Source organism: Pseudomonas extremorientalis (assembly GCF_001870465.1).
GTDB lineage: Bacteria > Pseudomonadota > Gammaproteobacteria > Pseudomonadales > Pseudomonadaceae > Aquipseudomonas > Aquipseudomonas extremorientalis.
Map to the genome: position 1 here is coordinate 108,631 of NZ_MDGK01000041.1, position 22,402 is coordinate 131,032.

Genomic DNA, 22,402 nt, shown 5'->3' on the forward strand with positions numbered 1-22,402 from the left:
CCGCAGTCATCGCACCCTTTGCCCCTAACGTGCTGCTCATTATCGTTGCCATCCCCAGGCCCTTAAAGAGAGCAGCCCATGGCCCATGTAGATCCCCCGTATTTTTTTGATGAGTACCTGCGTCCGGTTTCGAGAAAACACCCAACCGACCGAGAGCGGGCGCTGGGTTTGACACTCAAGGATGTCAATTGGCTGAGTACGGTGTACGGCGCCACCCATGTCGGGCGCTATAATCGTGACGCGCCGATGACCGTGGAAACCCTGATGTTGAAAAGGCGCGGCAAGCGTGCAGTCGCGCTCGCCGGTGCGTTCATGATGAGTTCGAGCCCCGAAGAGAAAAAGACTGCGCTCTACACCCCCTATGCCGGTATCGAGGTATTCAATCAGCGCAAGGACTGCCTGGATGAGATAACCCGGCGACTCAAAGACCCAACCTCATACCTTGATTTAATCAGGTTTGTACCTATTGAATGGCGCAACCAGTTCAACCCCGGCAACCCCTTCACGCTCAGCACCGCCACGGTTGAACACGCGGTATTCGAAGACCAGCAAAACACCCTGCGTGCCAACCAGACCCAGGATCTGCAGTGGGCGTTGAAAGAACTGCAAACCCTGCCGACGCTGCCCGACCTGCTGGAAGCGGTCCTCGACCTTGTCGGGGCAGCGAGCCCACACTTTCAAGGGCTCAAGCTCAAAGACACGCGGGTCAACAGTTTCGTCTCATCAACCCCGGACATTCCCGGGAGCACTTCCCACTGGGTGGCTTCGGCCACCCTGGCTGAAACCTTGCTGCAGTACTACGCCAGGCACGATTGGCCGGCGCAGCGCACACGCACTTTCGTCAACCCCAGGCATGACACCAGCCGGTTCAGCGCGGCCCAGCATCAACAAGACCTGCAACGCTGGGAAAGCCTGGTTCAGCAAGCCAGCGCAATCTTCTCCAAGCTGCTGAGCGCCCTGCTGCAAACCTGGTGGAATGCCCCCATCAGCCAGAACATGTCACGCCTGGATTTGTTTACTCAAATCATGAGCGACAAGTTCCGCCTGGACATGCTGCTCAAGCGCCAGTCACAAAGCGACATTTTGTCCTCAGACAACGCCTACCGACTGCTCGCCGTCTTCCTCCCCGACGAGGCTGAGCGCAACGCGTGGCAAAAAGGCTTGCGCATCGAAAAAATCAGCATCCATGCGCCCTATCAACATCACGTGGAGCTTGCCGCCACATTGTTGATCAGTGACGAGCACGCCTACCTGTACACCCAATCACGCGGGCTGCAGGTGCTCAAGGATGTCGACGACCTGAACGACACGCTGTTGAGCATGCTCAAGGCCGCCGGGCATCAAGACGAATTGTTGAACTTCCTCTCCCTGGAGGAGCGCAGCATTTACCTCGCCATGCGTGGCGTACAGGTTAGCGGGCGGGCGACACAGGGCAGTGTGTTCGGTGGGATGCTCACAGACATTCAAGACAAGCAACTGAGCAACCTGGAGCATGCACTGACGCAATTCCGCCGCAGCGAGGGCACCGTGGACCTGGCCGCTTTGCTCGATTGCTCCCTGGACATCCGCCAGATGCTCGACAGCCGCCTGCTGGACCTCGACGCCAGCGGACGCTGGAGCATGCACCCCGTCAGCAGCGGAAACGGCCGGCCATCCACCGTGCAGGCAGAACGCGCCAAGCTGCAACTCCAAGCACTGCAGACCGATGAAAACGCCTTGCTGGCCGCACGGGCCACTCACCCGACGCTGCGTAGCCTGGCCACCAAAGCCCTCAATGAGGAAATGAATAAGCGCCATCTGGGCCTGGATGCCAGCGACGTCTACGTCAATACCTACCCCAGCGAGGCGCAGGACAGGGAAGAGCGACTGCCGCAGTCATCGGTCAACATGGTCGAGCACTTCATCAAGCGCCTGGCCAACGCCGCCGCGGATATAGGCAGCTCACCGCGCATCGGTTTTTACGACGCGCGGCGCGACGGCGCAGCCTTGAGCTTGAACAACCTCAACAGCCATATTTTCAATGCAGTGATCACGCAGACCACCGCCTACTTCGTCAAACGCGACGTACGTTCGTTGCCCGGGCGATTCATGAAAAACCATGGTGATCAAATGATCGCAAGCCTCCTCCACGGCCTGCGCAGTGAGGCAGAGCTACGGCGGCTCAACAACACCTTGGGCCAAACCCCTTACGCGATGCTGGATACGGTCTTGCGTCGCGACAGCATGACCCGCGATAAACGCCATGGATTGCACGGTTTCTTGCCGGATGTTTTCGAGGTCACGGTCAGCATCAACGGTGACAAGCCGGTTCACCCCCTGGCCAACTGTTTTGTGCTGACGGAACGGGGCGGACTGGACCCGCGCCTCTCCGGTGCAGTCGTGCTGTGGACGCCGCAGCGCGGCCATGAAGCCTTCGACTCGCTGACCAGCCTGCGCAACCGGCTTCAACAGCGCCTGGAACACCCTGGCCGACGCACCGCCCTGCTGCAGAACTTGCCCATCAGCCTGCGCTCCCCGCACCAGCGATACCGACTGGGCCCATTGCAGCGTATTGACGAGCATTTTTTACTCAACCGCCAAAAGAGCCACCTGGTGCATCATCTGGATACCCTCGACTACTGGCTCGCCATGCCTCTGGGACCGATCCAGTTGCAGGACTGCCTGGATGCCGAGATGGGCCGTGTGGCACCGTCAAATATCGGCAGGGCGAAAGCCATTGCCAATGCCATGATCCAACAGCAAGGCCTGCCTGCCTGGCTGGGCATGGCGTCGCCAAAAGATCAGTTGCTGCATGCCGAACTGCTCGAGCAATATCGTCTCAGCGCCCCGGATAACCAAGATTACCTTCATAGCCTGCCGCTTCTGGAGGAACAGGTCGCTGAAACATTGACCGCCCTGCTCAACGCGCGCTTCCCACACCAGGCATTGTCCCCGGCCGACATTCTGATCCCGGCACGCTTGGCACTCAATGGGCACACCCAAAGCCTGACTGAGTTTGCCCTGCGCCATTTGCCCGACCTGCAGCCCGATAACCTCACACCGCACGCACGCGGCACAACACCCTTGCCCGCCGCATTGAATGGCGAAGCGATCGTCCAATTGGTACGCCAATTGGACATCGGGAAAATCTACCGCGACCTGTTGACCACCCACCTGACAGCTGACACCGAGGATGCGCGCAAACGCCGCGAGCTATTCTGCCAGCAGCTTCCGTGGCAAGTACTGCTGCATGCCCACGAGGAAAAGCTGGCGGAACGCCTGAGCACGACGGCGTGGGGTTTTATCCAACAGATTTTCGATATGCCAGATGCCGTTGCCCGGGAAGCTGTCAGCGGCGCCACCGCAATGATCCGTCCGCTGGAACTGATTGCCACCCGCGGGGCGACTCCGGCCAGGGTGCCTGGCGTTTATGTGATAGGCGCGAGGGCCGGAACAAGCGGGCCATTGGTGCTCTATGCACCCTATGCCCCGTTGAGCGTTTTGAAGGAATACGGCGACGAAGAAAAATTGCTGGATGACATCAGCCGCCCAGGCCCACTTCAGGCCTGGATCATCAGCCAGTTGGGGGATCCCGAACAGGCAACATGGCGCAATCTGTTCGAAGCGTCGACCTCGCAGGAAAAAGAAAAAGAAAACATCAGCCTGGCTTCGAATCCGATCAAAGGCAACCTGCTGCGACTGCTGTTTCATGACAATGCCCTCCAGTTGATCAACATGCTTTCCAACCAATTCACCAAAGAGGGCAAGCATCTGTGGGAGGGCGTAACCAGCCTTGTACGTAAAGGCATTCCCATGGCACTGCAATTCATTGCGGGCAAACTCAAGTTTCCGCTGGTGGTCTGGCGTAGCTTCAGGCTGTTTGAAGCCTCCGCCGAGAATTTGCAAGAGCAGCACTTTGGCGCCGGTCTGCGCCTGTTTATCCAAGGCGTGGCTTCAATGGCGTCGCTGCGCCAAGAGCTCGACGGTGTGACCGCGGCTGAGACTGACACGCAGCCACCCAAGACCTGGGAAGGCCCGGTACCTGCCACCACCTTAGAAACCCTGGACATCACGGACCCATTGCGCACTCGGTTACGGCGGTTCGAAGACGTCACGGTGGCATTGACCGATTTGTCACTCGACCGCCAGAACCACGTGTACACCCAGCCGATCAACAGCCGCACCTATGTGCCCGTGGCCGGCCGAGTCTACCCGGTCGCCCGCAGCGGCACACAATGGCGAGTCAGCCTTGCTCGGGAACTGGGCCCCTTTGTCGAACGCAACGCACAGGGTCTGTGGGTGTTCGATCTGTCCATGCGCGAGCCGCGCTTCGGGCCAACCGTGTCCCGTATCAGGGACCGGGTCAGCACCCATCTATCAGAACGCGACGCCATCAATATCGAGGCTGTCGGCATGCCGGCCATTCGCGGGCTTGATCGTGACAAAGGGCTGTCGATCGACCGCGCACTCAACGTTGCGCTGTATTACACCAATACCTGCCAGCGCAACCTTGCGGAGTTTTCACTGCAGCGCCTTACCGAATCCACTGTCGGTCGCTTCTTGAGCGAGATGTTCGGCCTGCTGAATTTCAACCCCGGGCAAGTGGAGAAAATCCGCAACCGGGTCATGGAAGTCATGGAGGAGATGACCCGGCAGGATTTACTCACCCTGGACTCCAATCGATTTGTCACCGGCACTTCACGCTGGCCCATCGACGACGAAATCGCTTTTGTGATTCCTGAGGATGCAGAGCGGAAAATCTATCTGCTGGATCGCTTTTTCAATACCGGCATGGATCAATACCGCGAGCACCTCACTGCACCGTTCGATCTCGAGGATCATGCACGGGCGGCTACCCTTATCCATGAGATCAGTCACTTGGCGTCGAACACCGAAGACATTGCCTACATGGACACCATCCGCCCGTTCGTGGACCTGATCCATCGCGGTACGGCCGAGGGCTTGCGCAAGCACACGAGCCTGTCCACTTTGCAAAGCACTGCCCTCTCCGCGCTCACGCCGGCAACGATGCTGTTCAAGAGCTGGGATGCACTAGAACAACGCTGGGAAGACTTCGGCAAGACCGGCTCCACCAAACTGCGCGACAGGGTACTGCACCTCACGGGCGCCAGGACATTGGATGAGGCGCGGCAGACATTCATGAGCAATGCGGACCTTCGGATGGACATCATCCTGGCCAATGCCGACTCGGTGACCTTTCTGATTACACATCTGGGAAGGCGCTTGGAGCCAGGGGCCTGAACAGGCCCCTGGAGGATGTATCAGTCTTTCTGGTCACGCAGAACGTTGCCTGATGCGCCGTCGATACGGGCTTCATACACGGTGCCATCGGACTTGCGGCCTTTGACTTCCCAATAGCCGTCGTTGTCGGCTTCTGCCGAATAGACCTCGATGTAGCCGGCCTTGGTCTTGGCTACTTCGATGGCTTTTTCAATGGTAATCCAGCCTGCGCCCGGCTTGTCCGCCAAGGCAGCACCTGCACTGAGCAAGGCGGTGGTTGCACACAGGGTGACTAAGGTTTTCTTCAGCATCTTCGTACTCCATTGTGGGAATGTCCTGAATATTTTTAGGTAGCGCCAAACGAGAATAAGTTCCAATTGATGTGCAATCGCCATGACGGCTGTTCTCGCCGTCCACCTTGGGAGGTTAGAATGTTGGAAATCAGGATGAGTTAATGAGCGAAAAGTCCCTTTCAGAAGCCGAATATGACGCCATCACCGACGCCGCCGCGCATTGGTGCATGCGCCTGCATGCAAGCGATTGCACGCCCGGCGAACGTCAGGCCTTTGCCCAATGGCATGATTCGCACCCCCTGCACGCCTTTGAATACGCCGCGATGCTGGAGATCTGGGACGTCGCCGACCACCTGCCGCGCAGCGACATCCCGCCGGTAACAGTGCCCTCCAAACCCCGCAGCCGGGTGCGCACCTATGCCGTGGCAGCGGCCATCTGCCTGGCCGCCCTGCCCCTCGCCGCCTTCACCGGCTGGGAAGCGGGCTGGCTGCCGAGTTCCTATGAACGCTTCGATGCTGCCAACGGCTTGCGCCAGGTCACCCTGGGCGACGGCAGCCAGGTGGAACTCAACCTGGGCACCGAACTGGTCTACAGCAACTACAAAGACCAGCGCCGCGTCACGCTGAACAAGGGCGAAGCGTTTTTCAAGGTCAGCCATGACAGTACCCATCCTTTCATCGTGCACGCCGGCACAGGCCAGGTGCGCGTCACGGGCACTCAGTTCAACGTCTGGAAATATGAAGACCAGGTGCGGGTGATGCTGCTGGAAGGCTCGGTGCAGGTCAGCAGCGACCAGGTGCACGGCAGCGTCCCCCTCACCCCCGGTATGCAGGCCAGCTATCAACAGGGCGATGCCACACCGAGCGTGCGTGCAATCAGCCCCAATGACTCGGCCCTGGCGTGGCGCCAGGGCAAGCTGATCCTCGACAACCTGGCCCTGGCCGATGCATTGCCGCTGATCAACCGTTATCTCAGCAAACCGGTGATGCTGGCCGACGCCAACACTGGCACGATTCGCATCGGCGGTATCTACAACATCAACGAGGTCAACAACCTCGTGCCCTCCCTGCCCAAGGTTCTGCCGGTCTACCTGACCCAGAACCAGGACGGCAATCCCGTCCTCAATTCCATTCCGCGTAAAGCCCCCAAAGGCTGAGTCTGTTGCGTCGTGCTTTAGGCATCCTTGCGCCCGCACTGTCCATTTTTTTTACACACACCGTCCCTGGATCGCCCGTGCAAAGCGGATTCATCGTTTCGTCATGCACGGTGTTACGGCGCTGATACAACGGGGTGAAGCGGTTGTGCAGTGGCTGGATAGCCGGGGCTTTCAGGGCGGTTGTCTCATGGCTGATACAGCACGGCCATCATTTAGCCTTGCAGTTATCGCAAGCCTTTGAAAAACAGTAATAAATCAAAAGCGGCACGGCTTCTGCTCTTTCCCTGACAACGTTGTTTAGGGTCAGCGTTGAGAATAAGGAATGCCGCCGTGATCACATTCACTCAAGGTTCGATGAACGTACTGCTGGCCAGCTGTGTACTCAGCGCCAGTATCAGTCTTCCAGCCCTGGCAGGTGACGGCGTGATCGTGACGGGCCGCAACGTACAGGGCCACATGTATGGCCGTTCCTCCTTTGGTCCTGACCCTTATCCCCAGACCGCCAACGCCAATCCCAGCCGAGAAATCAACAGCGCCCTGTCGGGCGAGCTGAGCGACCGTGACTTCGGTAGCGTCAGCAGCGGCCTGGGCATTACCCGCGCCCTCCAGCCCAACAGCAACCTCACCGGCTTGAGCGCCACGCAAAACGGTATGTCCACGTTGGGTGCCGGCGCAGCAGCCAGCCGCTCGGGCGGCAGCGGCAGCATGGGCGGGCAGATCAGCGATTCGATTCAGCGCGGCATGGCGCCCTTGAGCAATCTGGGCGGCATGCTGGGTGGCAAACCATGAAACGCGCCCTGTTCATTCTGGCCCTGCTGGGCAGCGCCGTGGCCATGGCCGACAACACCGCCGTCATCAACAACAGCGGCAAGGACTACACCGGCAACCTGATGATCAACCAGGCGGCGGGCAACCAGCAGCAAACGGCAAACAACCGCGCTGTCACGCTGGGCGGCCAGGCCACCACCGGCAATACCCAGAGGATGGATGGCAAGGTCGACCCTTCCCTGAACGCCAAGGCGGCGATCGAGGGCACTTCTTTTACCAATGGCAACGGCATGTTGGGCGTCAACCAGTCCGCCGGGGCCAATAACCAATCAGTCAATGCCGTGCGGATCAGCGTCAATTCTGGCCCGCAAGCCATCGACGACAGCGTCCTGTTGCAACAGAACACGACGACGCTGGCAACCGACTCAGGGCTCACCCCCACCACTGGCAGCCGCCAGGTCGTGACAAGCGACCAGGCCTTCACCGGCAGCCGAGGAGTGATACAGGTGAACCAGAGTGCCGGGGTGGGGAACCGAGTGGCTAACACCCTGGGCATCACTATCAAGTAACCGCTTGGTAGCACACGTTAGACCGTACCAACACTTAACCAACTAATTAGAAGCAAGGAGAAACACCATGAAACCTCAAATGGCTCTGAAACCAATGGTTTTCGCGCTCGCTGCACTCATGGCTGCTGCTGCTCAAGCAGGGGGTGGCTGGCATCCTGCGCCTCAACCTACCGGTGTGGTTGCCTCGGTGGTTACGGACGTGCAAAACAGTATCGGCAACAAGTTCGATGACACCAAGACCGAAAATAACGCGTCCAACGATAATTCGGTGAACAGCAACAGCGGTAACGTCGGCGTTAACGTTCAATCCGGCAGCGGCAACCTGGCTGACAACTCTGGCGCGATCTCCAGCGCCAAGGGCGACTTTGCTACTGTTTTCGCGGTAGTCGATGTCAACCAAAACAGCGCGCTGAACAACTTCATCAACAAAGGCACTCAAAACAATGCCTCCGTGGATAACGGCATCAACGGTAACTCCGGCAACGTGGGTTACAACGGCCAAGCCGGTCAAGGCAACCAGGCTAAAAACAACCTGGTAATCACCACTGCTGATGGCAAAAACATCGCAGCGGCCGCCAACACCGAGCAAAACTCGCTCGCCAACAACTACCTCAACACGGCGGCTACCAGCCACGGCTATGGCTATGGCGGCAAACCTCAGTATGTCTCCAACAACTCGAGCCTCGACAACTCGGTTAACCGCAACTCCGGCAACGTAGGTGTGAACCTGCAATCCGGTGCCGGCAACCAAGGCAGCAACAGCCTCGCTGTAGGCCAAGGCTGCAGCGTTTGCGGCAGCGGCGTGCGCTTCTGATCCAACGGGGCCTTGGCAACAAGGCCCCTTTCTTTTTCCGGTGTCTACTAGGTCATACGATCATGCGCCTCGCGACCCTTTCCCTGCTGATGCTGCTCACCGGCCCGACCTGGGCAGGCACCATGGCGATCTCCGCCATGCCTGGCGGTGCAGTCATCTACAAGAAGGTCGAGAGCATCCGTGAACGCAAATTCGCCAACCTGGTGGAACAGAAAACCGATTTCAGCTGCGGTGCCGCGGCACTCGCCACCATCCTGCGCCAGGGCTATTGGCTCGACGTCGACGAAGACCACGTGATCAAAGGCATGCTGGTCAATGCCGACCAGGACCTGGTTCGCACCCAGGGTTTTTCCATGCTGGACATGAAGCGCTACCTCGAAAGCATCGGCATGCGTGCCCGGGGCTACAAGATTTCGCCGGACACCCTGGTGACCGTGAAAATCCCCGTGGTAGTGCTGCTGGAGATTCGTGGCTACAAGCACTTCGTGGTGTTGCAGCGGGCCGACAAGGACTGGGTCTATATCGGCGACCCGGTGCTGGGCCACAAGCGCTATTCGCGCGACGACTTCGTCAAGGGTTGGAACGGCATCGTGTTCGCCGTGCTGGGTGAAGGCTACGACAAGGCCAATGCCTTGCTCGACCCGCCCACACCGCTGACCGCCAAGAACCAACTGAATGAGTTCAGGCCCGTAGGCGATGCCGAACTGATGGACTTCGGTTTCATCCAGAGCGACTTCTTTTAAGAAGCACAATAAGGGGCAGGACGCTCCAGGAGCAGCAGATGAACACTTCCCGTTGGCTGACGGTCTTGTGTCTGGCAGCCTCAATGCCCGCTTATGCTTCATCGGCGTTCAAGCCGATCGAACTCAAGGATTCGGAAATGGCCGAATTGCGCGGTCGTTATGTAATGCCGGGGCGGATCATCAGCTTCGGTATTGTCATGAGCAGTACCTGGACCAATGCCGTGGGCGACACCCTCACCGGCAAGGCCAGCATGCAAGTCGATTCATCGACCATTACACCGCAGTTCTACGTGCAGACCACCGGCTCGACCGGGAATGGCACCAACCCGAACACCGGCACCGGTAACGTCACTGGAGGTGCCGGCCTGGGCACCGGCACAGGCGTGACCCAGAGCGTGCGTGCTGCCGGCGACAAAAACACCGCCTACAACAATGTCGGGATCAACGTCACTGAAAACGGCTTTGCACCTTCCAATGCCGCGCAATCGGGACAGGTACTGGTGGCCGGCGGTACCGTGACCGGCGACAGCGCGGCAGGCCGCGTGAGCGTATCGGCCAACAATGGCGGTTTGCAAATGGCGATCCAGGCCAATCATAACCAAGGCAACAGCCTCCAGCAGATTGGCGGCGGCCAGCTGCTGCAAGGCACGGTATTAACTGGAAACAGTAACTTCGTCAACAACATGACCCAACTCAACGTGGTCATGAATAACGCATTGAACAACCCGGCGTTGAACTGCAATCTGGATCAACTCAAAGGCCTACGCACTCTCGGTTATTGAACTACGCTGACCCTCGACACTTTCGCATTACAAAAGGACGGCTTATTTCATGCATCGATCGTTATCGCTACGTGCGGTGGTCTGTTTAAGTACGCTCTTGCCCGCATCCGTGTTGTATGCCGCGCCAGACGCCGATATCGAAGCCCTCAAGCAGGAACTTCTGGAGCTCAAGCAGCGGTACGAAGTGCAACAGAAAGCCCTGGCGGTGTTGGAGCAACGGGTGCGCCAGGTCGAGGACACGCCGGCGACACCCGCGCCCAAGCGCCTGGCCAAATCCCCGGCGGACTTTCAAAAGGCCAGCGGTGCCACTGTGGCAGGCACGGGAGCGGCGGCGGCCTCCGGCGGTGCGGGCGGCGGCAGCTCCTATGGGCAGTCGCTCAAGGACGATTCGGCGCCTGCGCAAAGCGTGAGCAACCTCTATAACGAGGCCAGCGGCTTCTTCGGCAATGGCAAATTCAGCTTTGAAACCGGCATCACCTATGCGCGCTACGATGCACGCCAACTGACGCTAAACGGCTTCCTGGCGCTGGACTCGATCTTCCTGGGCAATATCAACCTGGACCGGATCAAGTCGGATAACTGGACCCTGGACCTGACGGGGCGCTACAACGTCGACAACCGCTGGCAGTTCGATGTGAACGTACCGGTGGTGTACCGCGAGTCGACCTACCAGTCGGGCGGCGCCGGCAACAATGCCAACGCCACCTCGGAAGAATCGGTGAGCCGTGACCCGACCATTGGCGACGTCAACTTCGGTGTGGCCTACAAGTTCCTCGACGAAACCCCCACCCTGCCGGATGCGGTGGTGTCGCTGCGCGTCAAGGCGCCAACGGGCAAAGAACCGTTTGGCATCAAGCTGGTCAGGTCAACTGCCAACGACAACCTGTATGTACCGGAAAACCTGCCCACGGGTAATGGTGTCTGGTCGATTACCCCGGGTATCTCGCTGGTCAAGACCTTCGACCCTGCGGTGCTGTTTGGCTCGTTCTCCTATACCCATAACTTCGAGGAGTCGTTTGACGACATCAGCAGCGACGTCAACCAGAAAGTCGGCGGCAAGGTCAGCCTGGGTGACAGTTTCCAACTCGGTGTGGGCGTCGCGTTCGCCCTGAACGAGAAGATGAGTATGTCGTTCTCGGTCTCCGATCTGGTGCAGCGCAAGAGCAAGCTCAAGCCTAACGGAGGGGACTGGCAGTCGGTGGTGTCCAGCGATGCCAACGCCGGTTACTTCAACGTGGGCATGACCATTGCCGCGTCGGATAACCTGACGATCGTGCCGAACCTGGCGATCGGGATGACGGATGATGCGCCGGACTTTACGTTCAGCTTGAAGTTTCCGTATTACTTTTAGGGAGAGCCGGGGGGCTGCTTCGCAGCCCGACGCGGGGCAAGCCCGCTCGCCACAACGAGCACGTTCGCCACAGCAGCACAAGGAAAAGCCCCGCAACGATAAGGGTCGTTGCGGGGCTTTTCGGTTTACCCGCCCTAGCGGATCTGGTGTTTGTGCAGCAACCGGTAGAACGTCGGCCGGGAAACCCCCAGCACACGGGCGGCGACACTCAGGTTGTCGCTGTGCCGGTCGAGCACATCGCACAGCGCCTGGCGTTCGGCGCGGTGCTTGTAGTCTTCCAGTGTAGCCATCGGCGGTGAAATTGCCTGTTCACTCTGCAATCCCAGATCAACGGCTTCGATCTGGCGCCCTTCAGCCAGCACCAGGCCACGGCGCACGCGGTTGGCCAGCTCGCGCACATTGCCCGGCCAGGCGTGCTTGGCCATGGCCACCAGAGCAATCTCGCTGAAACTGCGCGGGCGTCGGCCCGTCTCCTGGCTGTAAAAGCGCGAAAAATGGTTGGCCAGCATCGCCACGTCGCCATGGCGTTCGCGCAACGGCGCCGTCACCACTTGCAGGACGTTGAGCCGGTAATACAAGTCTTCGCGAAAAGCGCCCCTTTCAACTGCGGCCTCCAGGTCGACGTGGGTCGCGGCCAACACCCGTACATCCACGGGAATGGGCTGGCTGCCACCGACGCGCTCGATCTGTTTTTCCTGCAGAAAGCGCAGCAGGTTGGCTTGCAGCTCCATCGGCAAATCACCGATCTCATCCAGGAACAGCGTGCCGCCGTGGGCCGCTTCAATACGCCCGACCTTGCGCTGATGGGCGCCGGTAAACGCGCCCTTTTCATGGCCGAACAATTCGGACTGGATCAAGTGTTCCGGGATTGCCCCGCAGTTGATCGCGACAAAGGGCTTGGCATGGCGCTGGGACTGGCGGTGCAACGTCCTGGCCACCAGTTCTTTACCCGTGCCGCTGTCGCCACGGATCAACACCGGCGATTCGGTGGGCGCCAGCTTGGACAGCAATTTACGCAGTTCACGGATCGCCCGGCTGTCGCCCAGCAGCTCATGCTCAGGCTCATCCACCAGGGTGTGGCCCTTGCCGCGCAAGCGCGCCATGCCAAAGGCACGGCCCAGGGTGACCTGCACCCGGGCGACGTCGAAGGGCAAGGTATGGAAGTCGAAAAACCACTCGCAGACAAAATCACCGACGTTCTGCAGTCGCAGTACGTCCGGGCTGAGCACGGCAATCCACTCGGTGCCGCTGCGGCCAATCAACTCCTTGACCGCTTCGGGGCGTTCCAGGTGAGAGGGTTGCAGGCGCAGCAGGCCGACATCACAGGACCGCTCGCCGACCCCTTCCAGCGGGCAACTGTCGACCGCCCAGCCGGCCGCGCGCAAACCGGGCAGCAGGTCATGGCAATCGTCACAGGGATCAACCACTAGCAACCGACGTTGAACGGGAGGCATACCCATGACTGTTCCTTGGCGTCAAAATCGTTAAAGTTATTTAGAAACAACAGTTTGTGACGTCTGCTCGTAACCCTAGCAAGATCTTGACGCGACGCTTGTACGATTTCGCTATAAGTGTGGGCAAAAAGCCACTGGTCGGTGTTTTCAACGAAGAAAGTTGCGAACCTGGGAAACTTTCATTCAGCTTTCAAAACAGCCGCTTACATGACGTCAATCACTAAAATCCGAAAATAGTTGTTCTAACATGTGACCCGTACCCCGCCATCGTGCATCAGTACAAGTAACCCGCCGCACGGTCAGCCCAACCGCCGGCAGTCACTTGAATGGGCATTTAGAGAGACGACCCACATGAACGCCCCGCTCCGCATCAACGAAGCTCTTTTGATCGCAGACCGTGCTTTCCAACCCTTTCAGTGCGTGGCCTGGCATGACGGCAATGGCGCCCTCAGCCTGAGCGTCATCGACCGCACCAATACCCGCATCGGCAGCCAGCAACTGGATGCCGGCGTCTATTCCGATCCAACTCAGTTGGAAAACTTGCTGTTGCAGGCTCGTGCCGAGCTGGACAAGAGCGGCTATCAATTGCAAACCTGGGCCATGCCGAAGTAATTCAACGCACCGTTGAGCTGACGTCTTCGGTGAAGAACACGGTTTCGGCAACTTCGTGATCAATGTTCGAGCGCAGGGCATTGATCAGAAGTTCCCGGTTAGACGCGTGGTCTTTCATTTTTTGGTAACCGATGTTCCGTTGGGCATAACGTTTAAGATGGCCACGGATAAAGTGGTAACCAATATTGCGCGCATCTTGCGTCCTATAGTGGAAGCGGGCCAGCCATAAGGGCCGACCGGTGGAGGTTTCGTTCACCACAAACTCCCGAACCAATGGACGCACAGATGGCAACTCCAGCACATCCACCTTCTTCGACTTATGAGAAATCTGCAGCAATCCTTCCGACGTGGGCGAATACCTTAGAATCATCCGGTCACGCACCGCCGAGGCCTGCTCCATAAACTGCAGAATCTCGTCATAGAGCTCGCCGGGGGTGTGCTTGAAGAATGCCAGCAGGTCCTGATGCTTGGGTGAAGCCACTGGTACTTTGAGCGCGTCGATAAGCAGGTCCCGTTGCTGGCTCATACGTTTGATCGCGTTAATCCATTCGCTGCGTGCCCGACGAGCCGATATCCTGGGCATGGATTCCAACTCGGAAATCAACCCGTACTGGCGCCTGGCATCTCGCCATAGGCGTTGCGCCTCACCGCCGATCACCGCCAACGACTCAGCGACATCGACCGACTCGGCCTGCGGCTGGACATTTGGCTGCATCGTCCATACCGGCGCCTCTTTGGTCCCCAGGCGCTTGAAGGTAAAGGCACGTCGATCATCGAACGGTTCCAGCAGATCAAGATATTCCTGTTTTGCATCAGGTAAGGCAGGGCTGCGTCGATTGCCGATCACCGCCCCTTCAGCAACCTCATCAATCAACATCTTGGCGCTGTTGCGGACTGTACCGGAAATCGCCTCCAGGCTGGCCTCCTCATACTGCCGATACAGGTCGATCAGTTCCTCCTCCACCGATAGCTGTAATTCTTTGACATAGGCGCGAAATCTCCCTAACGCCCGGGGGACGACGTACATTGGGAAGGGACTCAACTGGTAAGCCAGGCGGTGATAGGCCAGCACCAACGCGTCCAGCACGTCATTGGCGACCCGCAGTTTCTGGTCCAGATTGAAACCGCCCGTGGTATACAACTCCCGATAGGACAGCAGCTTCATGCTGCATAGCGTGCTGACCTCCTGAATCAGGTTCAGCGTCGCGTCCCTGGCGACAGTGACCCGCCCATCAAAACATTGCAAGGCCAGGGTACGCAGGTGCAGTTCCCGCCACATCATGGACATGCGCCGACCCGCCCAGTCCGCAGTGTCCAGCGCGGTCACTGCGGTATCAACGACCTTACCGGTGCGCTTCATTTCTTCAAACTGAAGCTCGGCGTCCCGGCACGCTTCAATCGCATTCAACTGCAACGTCGCGTAATCAGGTAATTTGGCTGCAAAACCACGCCAGGTCTTGGCGTCCAGAACCACGACACTCAAGCTCTGTGCGTCGAACGCCTCGGCGTTGAGTTGATCCTCATGGAGCAGTAACGCGCGTTTACTGGCGAGCAACAATGCCCTGTTACGCCGGGCCTTGACTGCACCTGCGCTGAACCGGTTGTACAACGCACTGTACTCTCTGACCAGCTTGAGCTGCCGCCGTCGGGTGAGTGCCTCCATCAAGGCCGTAGAACACCAAAGCGTCGCATCCGCCCTGGCCAACTCATCCTCGATCAACTCCCGAATACCGGGCTCGGCAGTTCGCACATTCAGCGCCTGCAGCGTAGCGCTGTCGGGGAAGCTCAGGTCTGCAAACTGCAGCACCAGTTTGTCGTACTCCTCATCGAGCGTCTTGCGTCGTTGCTCATCACTCTTAAGCTGCGCCAGCCGTTGTTTTTCCAGGTCGAGGGCTTCCTGAAAGTCGTGGGGTACTGCCGTCTCCGGTGAAAATGACCAATCTCCCTCGGCGTCGGACACCACTTGCGGTCCCAGGCGGTTTGCCAAGTCATCGTTCACCACGCGCGTGATGCCATCGTGCTCTTCAACCTTGAACATGTCTCCATCGATGCTTACGTACAGGCTTCCACCCGCACGGAACAGGCCCCGTTGCTTACCCGTGCTGATGCGTTCGGCAAACGGCGGCACCCTGACCTTGTACAACGCCAACTCCGCCAAACGAATAACCGACAGCCGTCGGTACAAACCACTCCACAACTGCTCCAGGCCAGGGTCCCCCCGCACCAACTCCTGGGCACTGCGTACCGTCGGCAACTGAACCGTTGGCGTCTGCATACGGCTGGTCTGGCCACCTTCGGACAGATACTCCGGCGGCTCACTCCAGCTCATTTCAATGCTTTGCTCCAGATCGGCGCCCTGGGCCAGGTCGAGCAAATCATCCGCCTTTGATCGCCCTGCAACTTTGGTGGAAAGGCGGCCGCGACTGAGCAGCAGCAAACCGATATTCAGCAGCAGGTCCGCCACGCTGGAGACCTTGTCTTCGGAGTCCTTGTCACCGATGCTACTCAGGTCCTGCACCACCGACCACACCAGAAACAGCCAGCCCAACGCCCTTCCCGCCGGGCCGCCATAAAACGTCAGCAGCAGAAGCAGGCCCACCCCTAACAGCCATTTGATCCAGCCCCAGAAGGCATCCAGTTCGGACGACGTCGACAGCTCCGTTACACTCAAGACGGTCTCAACGCTGCTCTCGAACAGCGCCGTCAGATAGTCCCCTTTGACGTCCATATCGGCCAACGTGACGCCCTCAACAGACCACAACGACCGGTTGAAGTCGACCCGCTGGAACGCCGCAAGACTCGGCGCAGTCAGGTCCGGCACCAGGTAGCGCGACCGCGCCGATTCCGGCAACCAGGCCAACACCTGAAACTGCAACTGACCCGGGCTGGCAATAGCAGCCAGCAGCGCATCCCCCGTGGCGAACTCGATGAATTTTACGGCACACATCGGCCGATAGAGGATCTGCGGGCCTTCGCCAAGGCTGCGCGGCCCGATGATGAACATGTTGCGCACTTCATCAGGCGCTTCACTCACTGCCGGCTTGAAGGCTAAAGGGCGCAGCACTACCGACTCGGTGAAAGCAGTGCGCGGTTGAAAAATGGCCGCCACGCTCACATAGGCTTTGCGGGAAAACGCCTGTGGGTACTTGAGGTGGTATTCGAGCGCCAGCATGGGCACCTGCAGGCGTAATTGCTCAGTAAAACGCGCCTTCCGCCAGAGTACCTCGCTCGGGTTGTCCTTGAATTTCTCTGTGATCAACCGACCGTACCCACCCCGAATGTCCGCACGCCCAACCAGGCTTATAGCGTCACTGGGCGTGAGCCACACCGCCGGGTGGCCGGGGGCTGTGGTGAGTGTGACCCGACTCGGATCAAGCTCCGTCAACGCCAACCATGAAAACTCACTGAGGGTCCAGGTGCCATGGGTGTAAAGCGGCGGCAGTTGCCACAACAACCCGGGCTGCGCGTGCAAGTCACGCTCATCGAGTTCGATCATCACCTTGATGCGATCAGGATCGATCACCGGTCGGTCCGGATAGTCCTCGGCCAATTGTGCCGACAGCGCCTGACGGGCGTAATCCAGCAACGAGGGAACGCCTTCGTCAAATGGCCGCCAGTCAGGTTGCCGGATTCGCTTGGCCAGGTCGATGGCATAGCGGCTCATCTGCCATTGCAGGTCGACGGGGGCCTGCAGCAGCCAGCCGGGCAGCGCGTCATACAGGCGTTGCATGAGCCTTGAGCCGATGGGCGCGCTGTCAAAGTCATGGGTGATCACCTCGACTGCACGCGCCAATACGTTCTGCGGCTTGGGTATCTTGGGTATGGACCGGACCAGCGGCAATACCGCCTTGATATCGACTAACTGCTTGGCCAGGAAGGTCAGGCTGAAACTTTGAAAGATGTTCCCGGCTGGTTGGTACAAGCGCCATTGCATCGAATGGCCTGGGTTGATTTTACTCATCAGGTTGACCAGCCAATCGCCCAGTTGCGCCAGGGAGTCGAAGCGCTGGATGCCCCTGGACAGGGTGAACAGCAACACGCTGGTGCGCTCGCCGTACTGCTTGACCAACACAAGCCCGCGCAGCATCTCCAGGTTCGTCGCCCCCCGCTCGCCCCATTGATCGATGATATAGGCGTGCCCATCGACCGGCTGGAAGCGCGAGGTCGGCAACGAACGGCTGACCAGGTTGATCACCGTGTCAAACTGGTGCCCGGTCAGCGAACTGTGGATCGCCACATCCAGCAGTGCATTCCTGAGGGTATCGGCCAGCCACAGGTAGCGAATGGTCTGATCGTCGCCTGGGCTCAGCCAGTAATCCACCAGCGCCTCCTGATAGCGCTCGAGCAACACCGGGCCTTGCTGATTGAGCATTCGCTCGACATGACGGATATCGACGCTCAAAGGCAGCGGCAAACCGGCGGCGTCGCGCGCGATGGAGTGGTCTTGGGCAAAATCGACGAACCGCCCCGTCGCGCACCACTCGATCAGCGCATCCGGCAGGTTTTGTGCGTCATGGCGTTCAATGGTGTAACTGCCGTTGTCATAGCGATACACCGGTCGCAGCAATATCGGCTCGGTGTGATTGATGGGCAGCCAGGGATACTGCACGCCCAAGCTGTGTTGCACCACGCGCAACGCAACCTCCCGCAACGACGGGGGGTCGGCAAAATGTTGGAGGATGTTCTGAGCAAGCTCCGCGCAACGCTCGCGAAAGGGAGGAGTAGACAGGGCGACCATGGGACATTCCTTGCTGATGAAGCGCCCCGCCATAGCGGGCGCATTAAGTCAGCTTCCATTGTCGGCGCGGTGCCCCGCCTCATTGCTGTATCTGTCTATCGCACGACGTCGGTGCCTTTGCAGCCCGCCAGGATAAACCGCTCGATCGCCTCGGCAGCCCCCTCCTCGACGTTACTGCCGGTGACCACACTGGCCTGGCGCTTGACGCTTTCTTCCGCCTGCCCCATGGCAATCGACAACCCGGCCACCTGGAACATCGCCGGGTCGTTACCGCCATCGCCGATCGCCGCAGTCTGCTCCAGCGATATACCCAGGTGTGCGGCCAGGGCCTTCAAGGCTTCGCCCTTGTTGGCCAGCATCGCCGTCACATCCAGGTAAACCGGTTGCGAACGCGACACCTGGGCCAGCCCCTGTACCTTGGGCTGCAACTGTGCTTCCAGCTCGACCAACCGCTGGGTGTTGTTGCTCGCGGCGACGATCTTGTCGATGCGATCGAGGTAGGGCTCGAAACTCTCCACCACCACCGGCCCGTAGCCCAGGCCATCGGCTTCGCGCTGCACCATCGGCCCGGGCGGGTCGCGGCGCAGCCAGTCACCATCGGCAAACACCCACACTTCCACGTCCGGCTCGCCGGAAAACAGCGCCAGGGTGACCAGCGCCGCTTCCGCCGGCAAATGGTGGGCAACCAGAATGCTGCCATCGGGGTTGATCAGCGTGCCACCGTTGAAGCCTGCCACTGGCACATCGATACCGAACGTTTCGATCAGATGCAGCATGGCCTTGGGCGGACGCCCACTGGCCAGGCTGAAAAACACCCCGGCGTCACGCAGCGCGTGCACCGTGTCGACGGTGCGCTGGCTGAGGCTGTGATCGGGGTGGAGCAAGGTGCCGTCCACGTCACTGAGGATAAAACGGATGGGATGAATCGCTGCATCACTCATCCGAGGCGGTGCCAGGTGCGGCCATCGCGGGCCAGGAGCGCGTCGGCGGCGGCCGGGCCGTCTTCACCGGCCTTGTAGGCCTGGATGCCGTCGTCTTCCTTCCAGGCATCAAGAAACGGCTGCACGGCGCGCCAGCCATTTTCGATGTTATCGGCACGCTGGAACAAAGTCTGGTCGCCGGTCATGCAGTCATAGATCAGGGTTTCGTACCCGGTCGACGGTTGCATTTCAAAGAAGTCCTTGTAGGCGAAACCCAACTGGATATTGGCCATGTCCAGGGTTGGCCCGGGCTTCTTCGCCAACAGGTCGAACCACATGCCTTCGTTCGGCTGGATCTGGATTTTCAGGTAGGTGGGCTTGAGTTCGTCGACTTCGGTGTCACGGAACTGCGCATACGGGGCCGGCTTGAAGCAGATCACGATTTCAGTGTCGCGCACGCTCATGCGCTTGCCGGTGCGCAGGTAGAACGGCACGCCGACCCAGCGCCAGTTGTCGATCATCACTTTGAGGGCGACGAAGGTCTCGGTGCTGCTGTCAGGCGCAACGTTGGCTTCTTCACGGTAGCCCGGCAGTGGCTTGCCGCCGATTTCGCCGGCGGTGTACTGCCCGCGTACCGAGTTGGCCCGCGCATCCTCCAGGGACCAGGGGCGCACAGCACCGATCACCTTGGCCTTTTCACCGCGTACCGCATCGGCACCAAAGGCTGCGGGCGGCTCCATGGCCACCATCGCCAGCAACTGGAACAGGTGGTTGGGCACCATGTCGCGCAGGGTACCGGTCTTTTCGAAGAAGTTGCCCCGGGTTTCAACGCCGACGGTTTCGGCGGCGGTGATTTGCACGTGGTCGATGTAATGGTTGTTCCAGAACGCTTCGAACAGCACGTTGGAGAAACGGCTGATCAGGATGTTCTGCACCGTTTCCTTGCCCAGGTAATGGTCGATGCGATAGATCTGCTTCTCGCTCATCACCTTGAGCAGGCTGGCGTTCAGCGCCTCGGCGGTGGCCAGGTCGGAGCCGAAGGGCTTTTCGATGACCACGCGACGGAAGCTGTCGTCGGTTTCCGTCAACAGGCCTGCACTGCCCAGGCGTTGCACCACTTCACTGAAGAAGCGCGGCGCGGTGGCCAGGTAGAACACCGCGTTGCCGGTACCGCTGTCGGCAATCTTGCGGCCGATGTCGGCGTAGGTGCTGTCGTCGAGGAAGTCGCCCTCGACGTAGCTGATGCCCTTGGCCAACTGCGCCCACAAGGCGGGGTCCAATGCGTTGTCGGCATTGCCCTTGACCTTGCTCGCCGCTTCGGTGCGGATGAAGTCTTCGAGTTTCTTGGCGAAGTCGGCATCGCTGATGGCATTGTGGTCCACGCCGACAATGCGCAAGCCATCGCCCAGCAGGCCGTCACGGCTGAGGTTGTACAGCGCCGGCATCAGCAGGCGCTTTACCAGGTCACCATGGGCACCAAACAGAAACAGGGTGGTGGGCGGAGCGGGTTCGGCCTTGGGTTTCTTGCCGTTGGCGGTCATTTTTTGGAAGTCTCCACGTGACCACCAAAGCCGAAGCGCATGGCAGAGAGCATTTTGTCACCGTAAGTGCTCTGCTGGCGCGAACGGAAGCGGGCGAACAGCGAAGTGGACAACACTGGCACCGGCACAGCTTGTTCCATGGCGGCTTCGATGGTCCAGCGGCCTTCGCCACTGTCGGCCACGGAGCCCGAGTAACCGTCGAGTTTCGGGTCGGTGGCCAGGGCATCGGCGGTCAGGTCCAGCAGCCAGGACGAGACCACACTGCCACGGCGCCAGACTTCGGCGATGTCGGCGACGTTCAGGTCGAAACGCTGGTCTTCGGGCAGGTTTTCCGAGTTCTTGGTCTTGAGAATGTCAAAGCCTTCGGCAAACGCCTGCATCATCCCGTACTCGATGCCGTTATGGATCATCTTGACGAAGTGCCCGGAACCGGCGGGGCCTGCATGAATGTAACCCTGCTCGGCACGCGGGTCGGCGCTGGAGGAACGGTCCTTGGTACGCGGGATATTGCCCAGGCCCGGGGCCAGGCTCTTGAAGATAGGATCAAGACGCTGCACGGTCTCGGCGTCGCCACCGATCATCATGCAATAGCCACGCTCCAGACCCCACACGCCGCCGGAGGTGCCGACGTCGACATAGTGCAGGCCCTTTTCCGCCAGGGCCTTAGCCCGGCGCACGTCGTCCTTGTAGTTGGTGTTGCCGCCGTCGATGATTGCATCACCGTCTTCGAGCAGCGTGCTCAATGCGTTGATGGTGTCTTCGGTGGGCGCGCCCGCCGGCAACATGACCCACACGGTGCGCGGCTTTTGCAGCCCATCAACCAGCGCCTTGAGGTCGGAAACGCCGGTGGCGCCCTCTTCGCTCAGGCCTTTTACAAATGTTTCGTTACGGTCGTAAACAACGGTGGTATGCCCATTGAGCATCAGGCGCCGTGCAATATTCCCGCCCATGCGGCCTAGTCCGATAATCCCCAGTTGCATGTGCTGATGCTCCTAACTACTAAAAAATGTGTGACATAGTTTATAGCGCAATGCGGCTAATGAGGGTTAGTCCAGCGCGGATACCGCTAGTTTCATGGAAAAAAGTTGCCATCGTTTCAGCATCACGGCACAAAAAGTCACACGACCATCAAAAATAAAAAAGTTCCATTGCCCGCAAAAAGAATTCAGAATTGTCTCCGACTGCTGCCGAGAACCTCGACTCAAGCGTTCTGGCACACCGCGACACACCGGCTATTTGCGAGGTAAGCAATGAGCACTGCACAGATGACACGTCCGCCACAGACCCTCTACGTCACTATCCGTCGCGACGAGTTGCGCCAGTTGAAAGACGAGCGCGAACAGCTGCAGCAGGAAGTCCTGCGCCTGCGTGCCCATATCATCCAGGCCCAATTGGACCAGCCCGCCGGTGCGCAACCCGCGCTCTGCTGAGCCCCGTCAT

The 22,402-nt window shown here is 59.4% G+C and carries 16 protein-coding genes; 10 read left to right on the forward strand and 6 right to left on the reverse strand.

Going from position 1 to position 22,402, the window contains the following annotated elements:
* Window positions 1-168 precede the first annotated feature (168 nt).
* The gene (locus BFN10_RS16920) at window positions 169-5,241 is read left to right on the forward strand and encodes a dermonecrotic toxin domain-containing protein (protein WP_331714766.1); all 5,073 of its coding nucleotides are present in this window, start codon (window positions 169-171) and stop codon (window positions 5,239-5,241) included.
* Between the two features lie 20 nt (window positions 5,242-5,261).
* On the opposite strand, the gene BFN10_RS16925 is transcribed toward BFN10_RS16920, so the two are convergent.
* Window positions 5,262-5,531, reverse strand: a complete 270-nt coding sequence (locus BFN10_RS16925; RefSeq protein ID WP_071490638.1) for a PepSY domain-containing protein — start codon at window positions 5,529-5,531, stop codon at window positions 5,262-5,264.
* A 143-nt stretch (window positions 5,532-5,674) separates the two neighbouring features.
* On the opposite strand from BFN10_RS16925, the gene BFN10_RS16930 reads away from it, so the two are divergent.
* From BFN10_RS16930 to BFN10_RS16960, 7 genes are all read left to right on the forward strand, one after another.
* On the forward strand, window positions 5,675-6,670 hold the full coding sequence (locus tag BFN10_RS16930; protein ID WP_071490639.1) for a FecR family protein: 996 nt from the start codon (window positions 5,675-5,677) through the stop codon (window positions 6,668-6,670).
* 354 nt (window positions 6,671-7,024) lie between these two features.
* Window positions 7,025-7,459, forward strand: a complete 435-nt coding sequence (locus BFN10_RS16935) for a hypothetical protein (protein WP_071490710.1) — start codon at window positions 7,025-7,027, stop codon at window positions 7,457-7,459.
* Window positions 7,456-8,007 carry an adhesin gene (locus BFN10_RS16940; RefSeq protein WP_071490640.1) on the forward strand — a complete coding sequence of 184 codons (552 nt, stop codon included), beginning with the start codon at window positions 7,456-7,458 and terminating at the stop codon, window positions 8,005-8,007. Before BFN10_RS16935 ends, BFN10_RS16940 begins: the two co-directional genes overlap by 4 nt.
* A gap of 67 nt (window positions 8,008-8,074) precedes the next feature.
* Window positions 8,075-8,821, forward strand: coding sequence for a hypothetical protein (locus tag BFN10_RS16945; protein ID WP_071490641.1), 747 nt, complete (start codon window positions 8,075-8,077; stop codon window positions 8,819-8,821).
* Between the two features lie 62 nt (window positions 8,822-8,883).
* Complete coding sequence (locus BFN10_RS16950; RefSeq protein WP_071490642.1) at window positions 8,884-9,564, forward strand: C39 family peptidase; 681 nt, start codon at window positions 8,884-8,886, stop codon at window positions 9,562-9,564.
* Window positions 9,565-9,602: 38 nt separating this feature from the next.
* A complete protein-coding gene (locus BFN10_RS16955; RefSeq protein WP_071490643.1) occupies window positions 9,603-10,346 on the forward strand; it encodes a hypothetical protein in 744 nt (247 codons plus the stop codon).
* A gap of 49 nt (window positions 10,347-10,395) precedes the next feature.
* Window positions 10,396-11,697, forward strand: a complete 1,302-nt coding sequence (locus tag BFN10_RS16960; protein ID WP_071490644.1) for a hypothetical protein — start codon at window positions 10,396-10,398, stop codon at window positions 11,695-11,697.
* 134 nt (window positions 11,698-11,831) lie between these two features.
* Here BFN10_RS16960 and BFN10_RS16965 read toward each other — a convergent pair whose 3' ends face one another.
* Window positions 11,832-13,157: a sigma-54 dependent transcriptional regulator gene (locus BFN10_RS16965; protein WP_071490645.1), complete on the reverse strand. Its 1,326-nt coding sequence runs from the start codon at window positions 13,155-13,157 to the stop codon at window positions 11,832-11,834.
* A gap of 345 nt (window positions 13,158-13,502) precedes the next feature.
* Between BFN10_RS16965 and BFN10_RS16970 the strand changes: the two genes are divergently transcribed.
* Window positions 13,503-13,763 carry a hypothetical protein gene (locus BFN10_RS16970; RefSeq protein WP_071490646.1) on the forward strand — a complete coding sequence of 87 codons (261 nt, stop codon included), beginning with the start codon at window positions 13,503-13,505 and terminating at the stop codon, window positions 13,761-13,763.
* Window position 13,764: 1 nt separating this feature from the next.
* On the opposite strand, the gene BFN10_RS16975 is transcribed toward BFN10_RS16970, so the two are convergent.
* The 4 genes from BFN10_RS16975 to gnd all read right to left on the reverse strand — a co-directional run bounded on the left by BFN10_RS16975 (window position 13,765) and on the right by gnd (window position 21,942).
* Window positions 13,765-18,534, reverse strand: coding sequence for a dermonecrotic toxin domain-containing protein (locus tag BFN10_RS16975; RefSeq protein ID WP_130898159.1), 4,770 nt, complete (start codon window positions 18,532-18,534; stop codon window positions 13,765-13,767).
* Between the two features lie 62 nt (window positions 18,535-18,596).
* A complete protein-coding gene (locus tag BFN10_RS16980) occupies window positions 18,597-19,442 on the reverse strand; it encodes a Cof-type HAD-IIB family hydrolase (RefSeq protein WP_071490648.1) in 846 nt (281 codons plus the stop codon).
* Window positions 19,439-20,962: a glucose-6-phosphate dehydrogenase gene (gene zwf, locus BFN10_RS16985; protein WP_071490649.1), complete on the reverse strand. Its 1,524-nt coding sequence runs from the start codon at window positions 20,960-20,962 to the stop codon at window positions 19,439-19,441. The genes BFN10_RS16980 and zwf overlap by 4 nt, the downstream gene beginning before the upstream one ends.
* Window positions 20,959-21,942: a phosphogluconate dehydrogenase (NAD(+)-dependent, decarboxylating) gene (gene gnd / locus BFN10_RS16990; RefSeq protein WP_071490650.1), complete on the reverse strand. Its 984-nt coding sequence runs from the start codon at window positions 21,940-21,942 to the stop codon at window positions 20,959-20,961. The genes zwf and gnd overlap by 4 nt, the downstream gene beginning before the upstream one ends.
* A 270-nt stretch (window positions 21,943-22,212) precedes the next feature.
* Between gnd and BFN10_RS29470 the strand changes: the two genes are divergently transcribed.
* The gene (locus tag BFN10_RS29470; RefSeq protein ID WP_255337132.1) at window positions 22,213-22,392 is read left to right on the forward strand and encodes a DUF6026 family protein; all 180 of its coding nucleotides are present in this window, start codon (window positions 22,213-22,215) and stop codon (window positions 22,390-22,392) included.
* The last annotated feature ends 10 nt before the right edge of the window (window positions 22,393-22,402 follow it).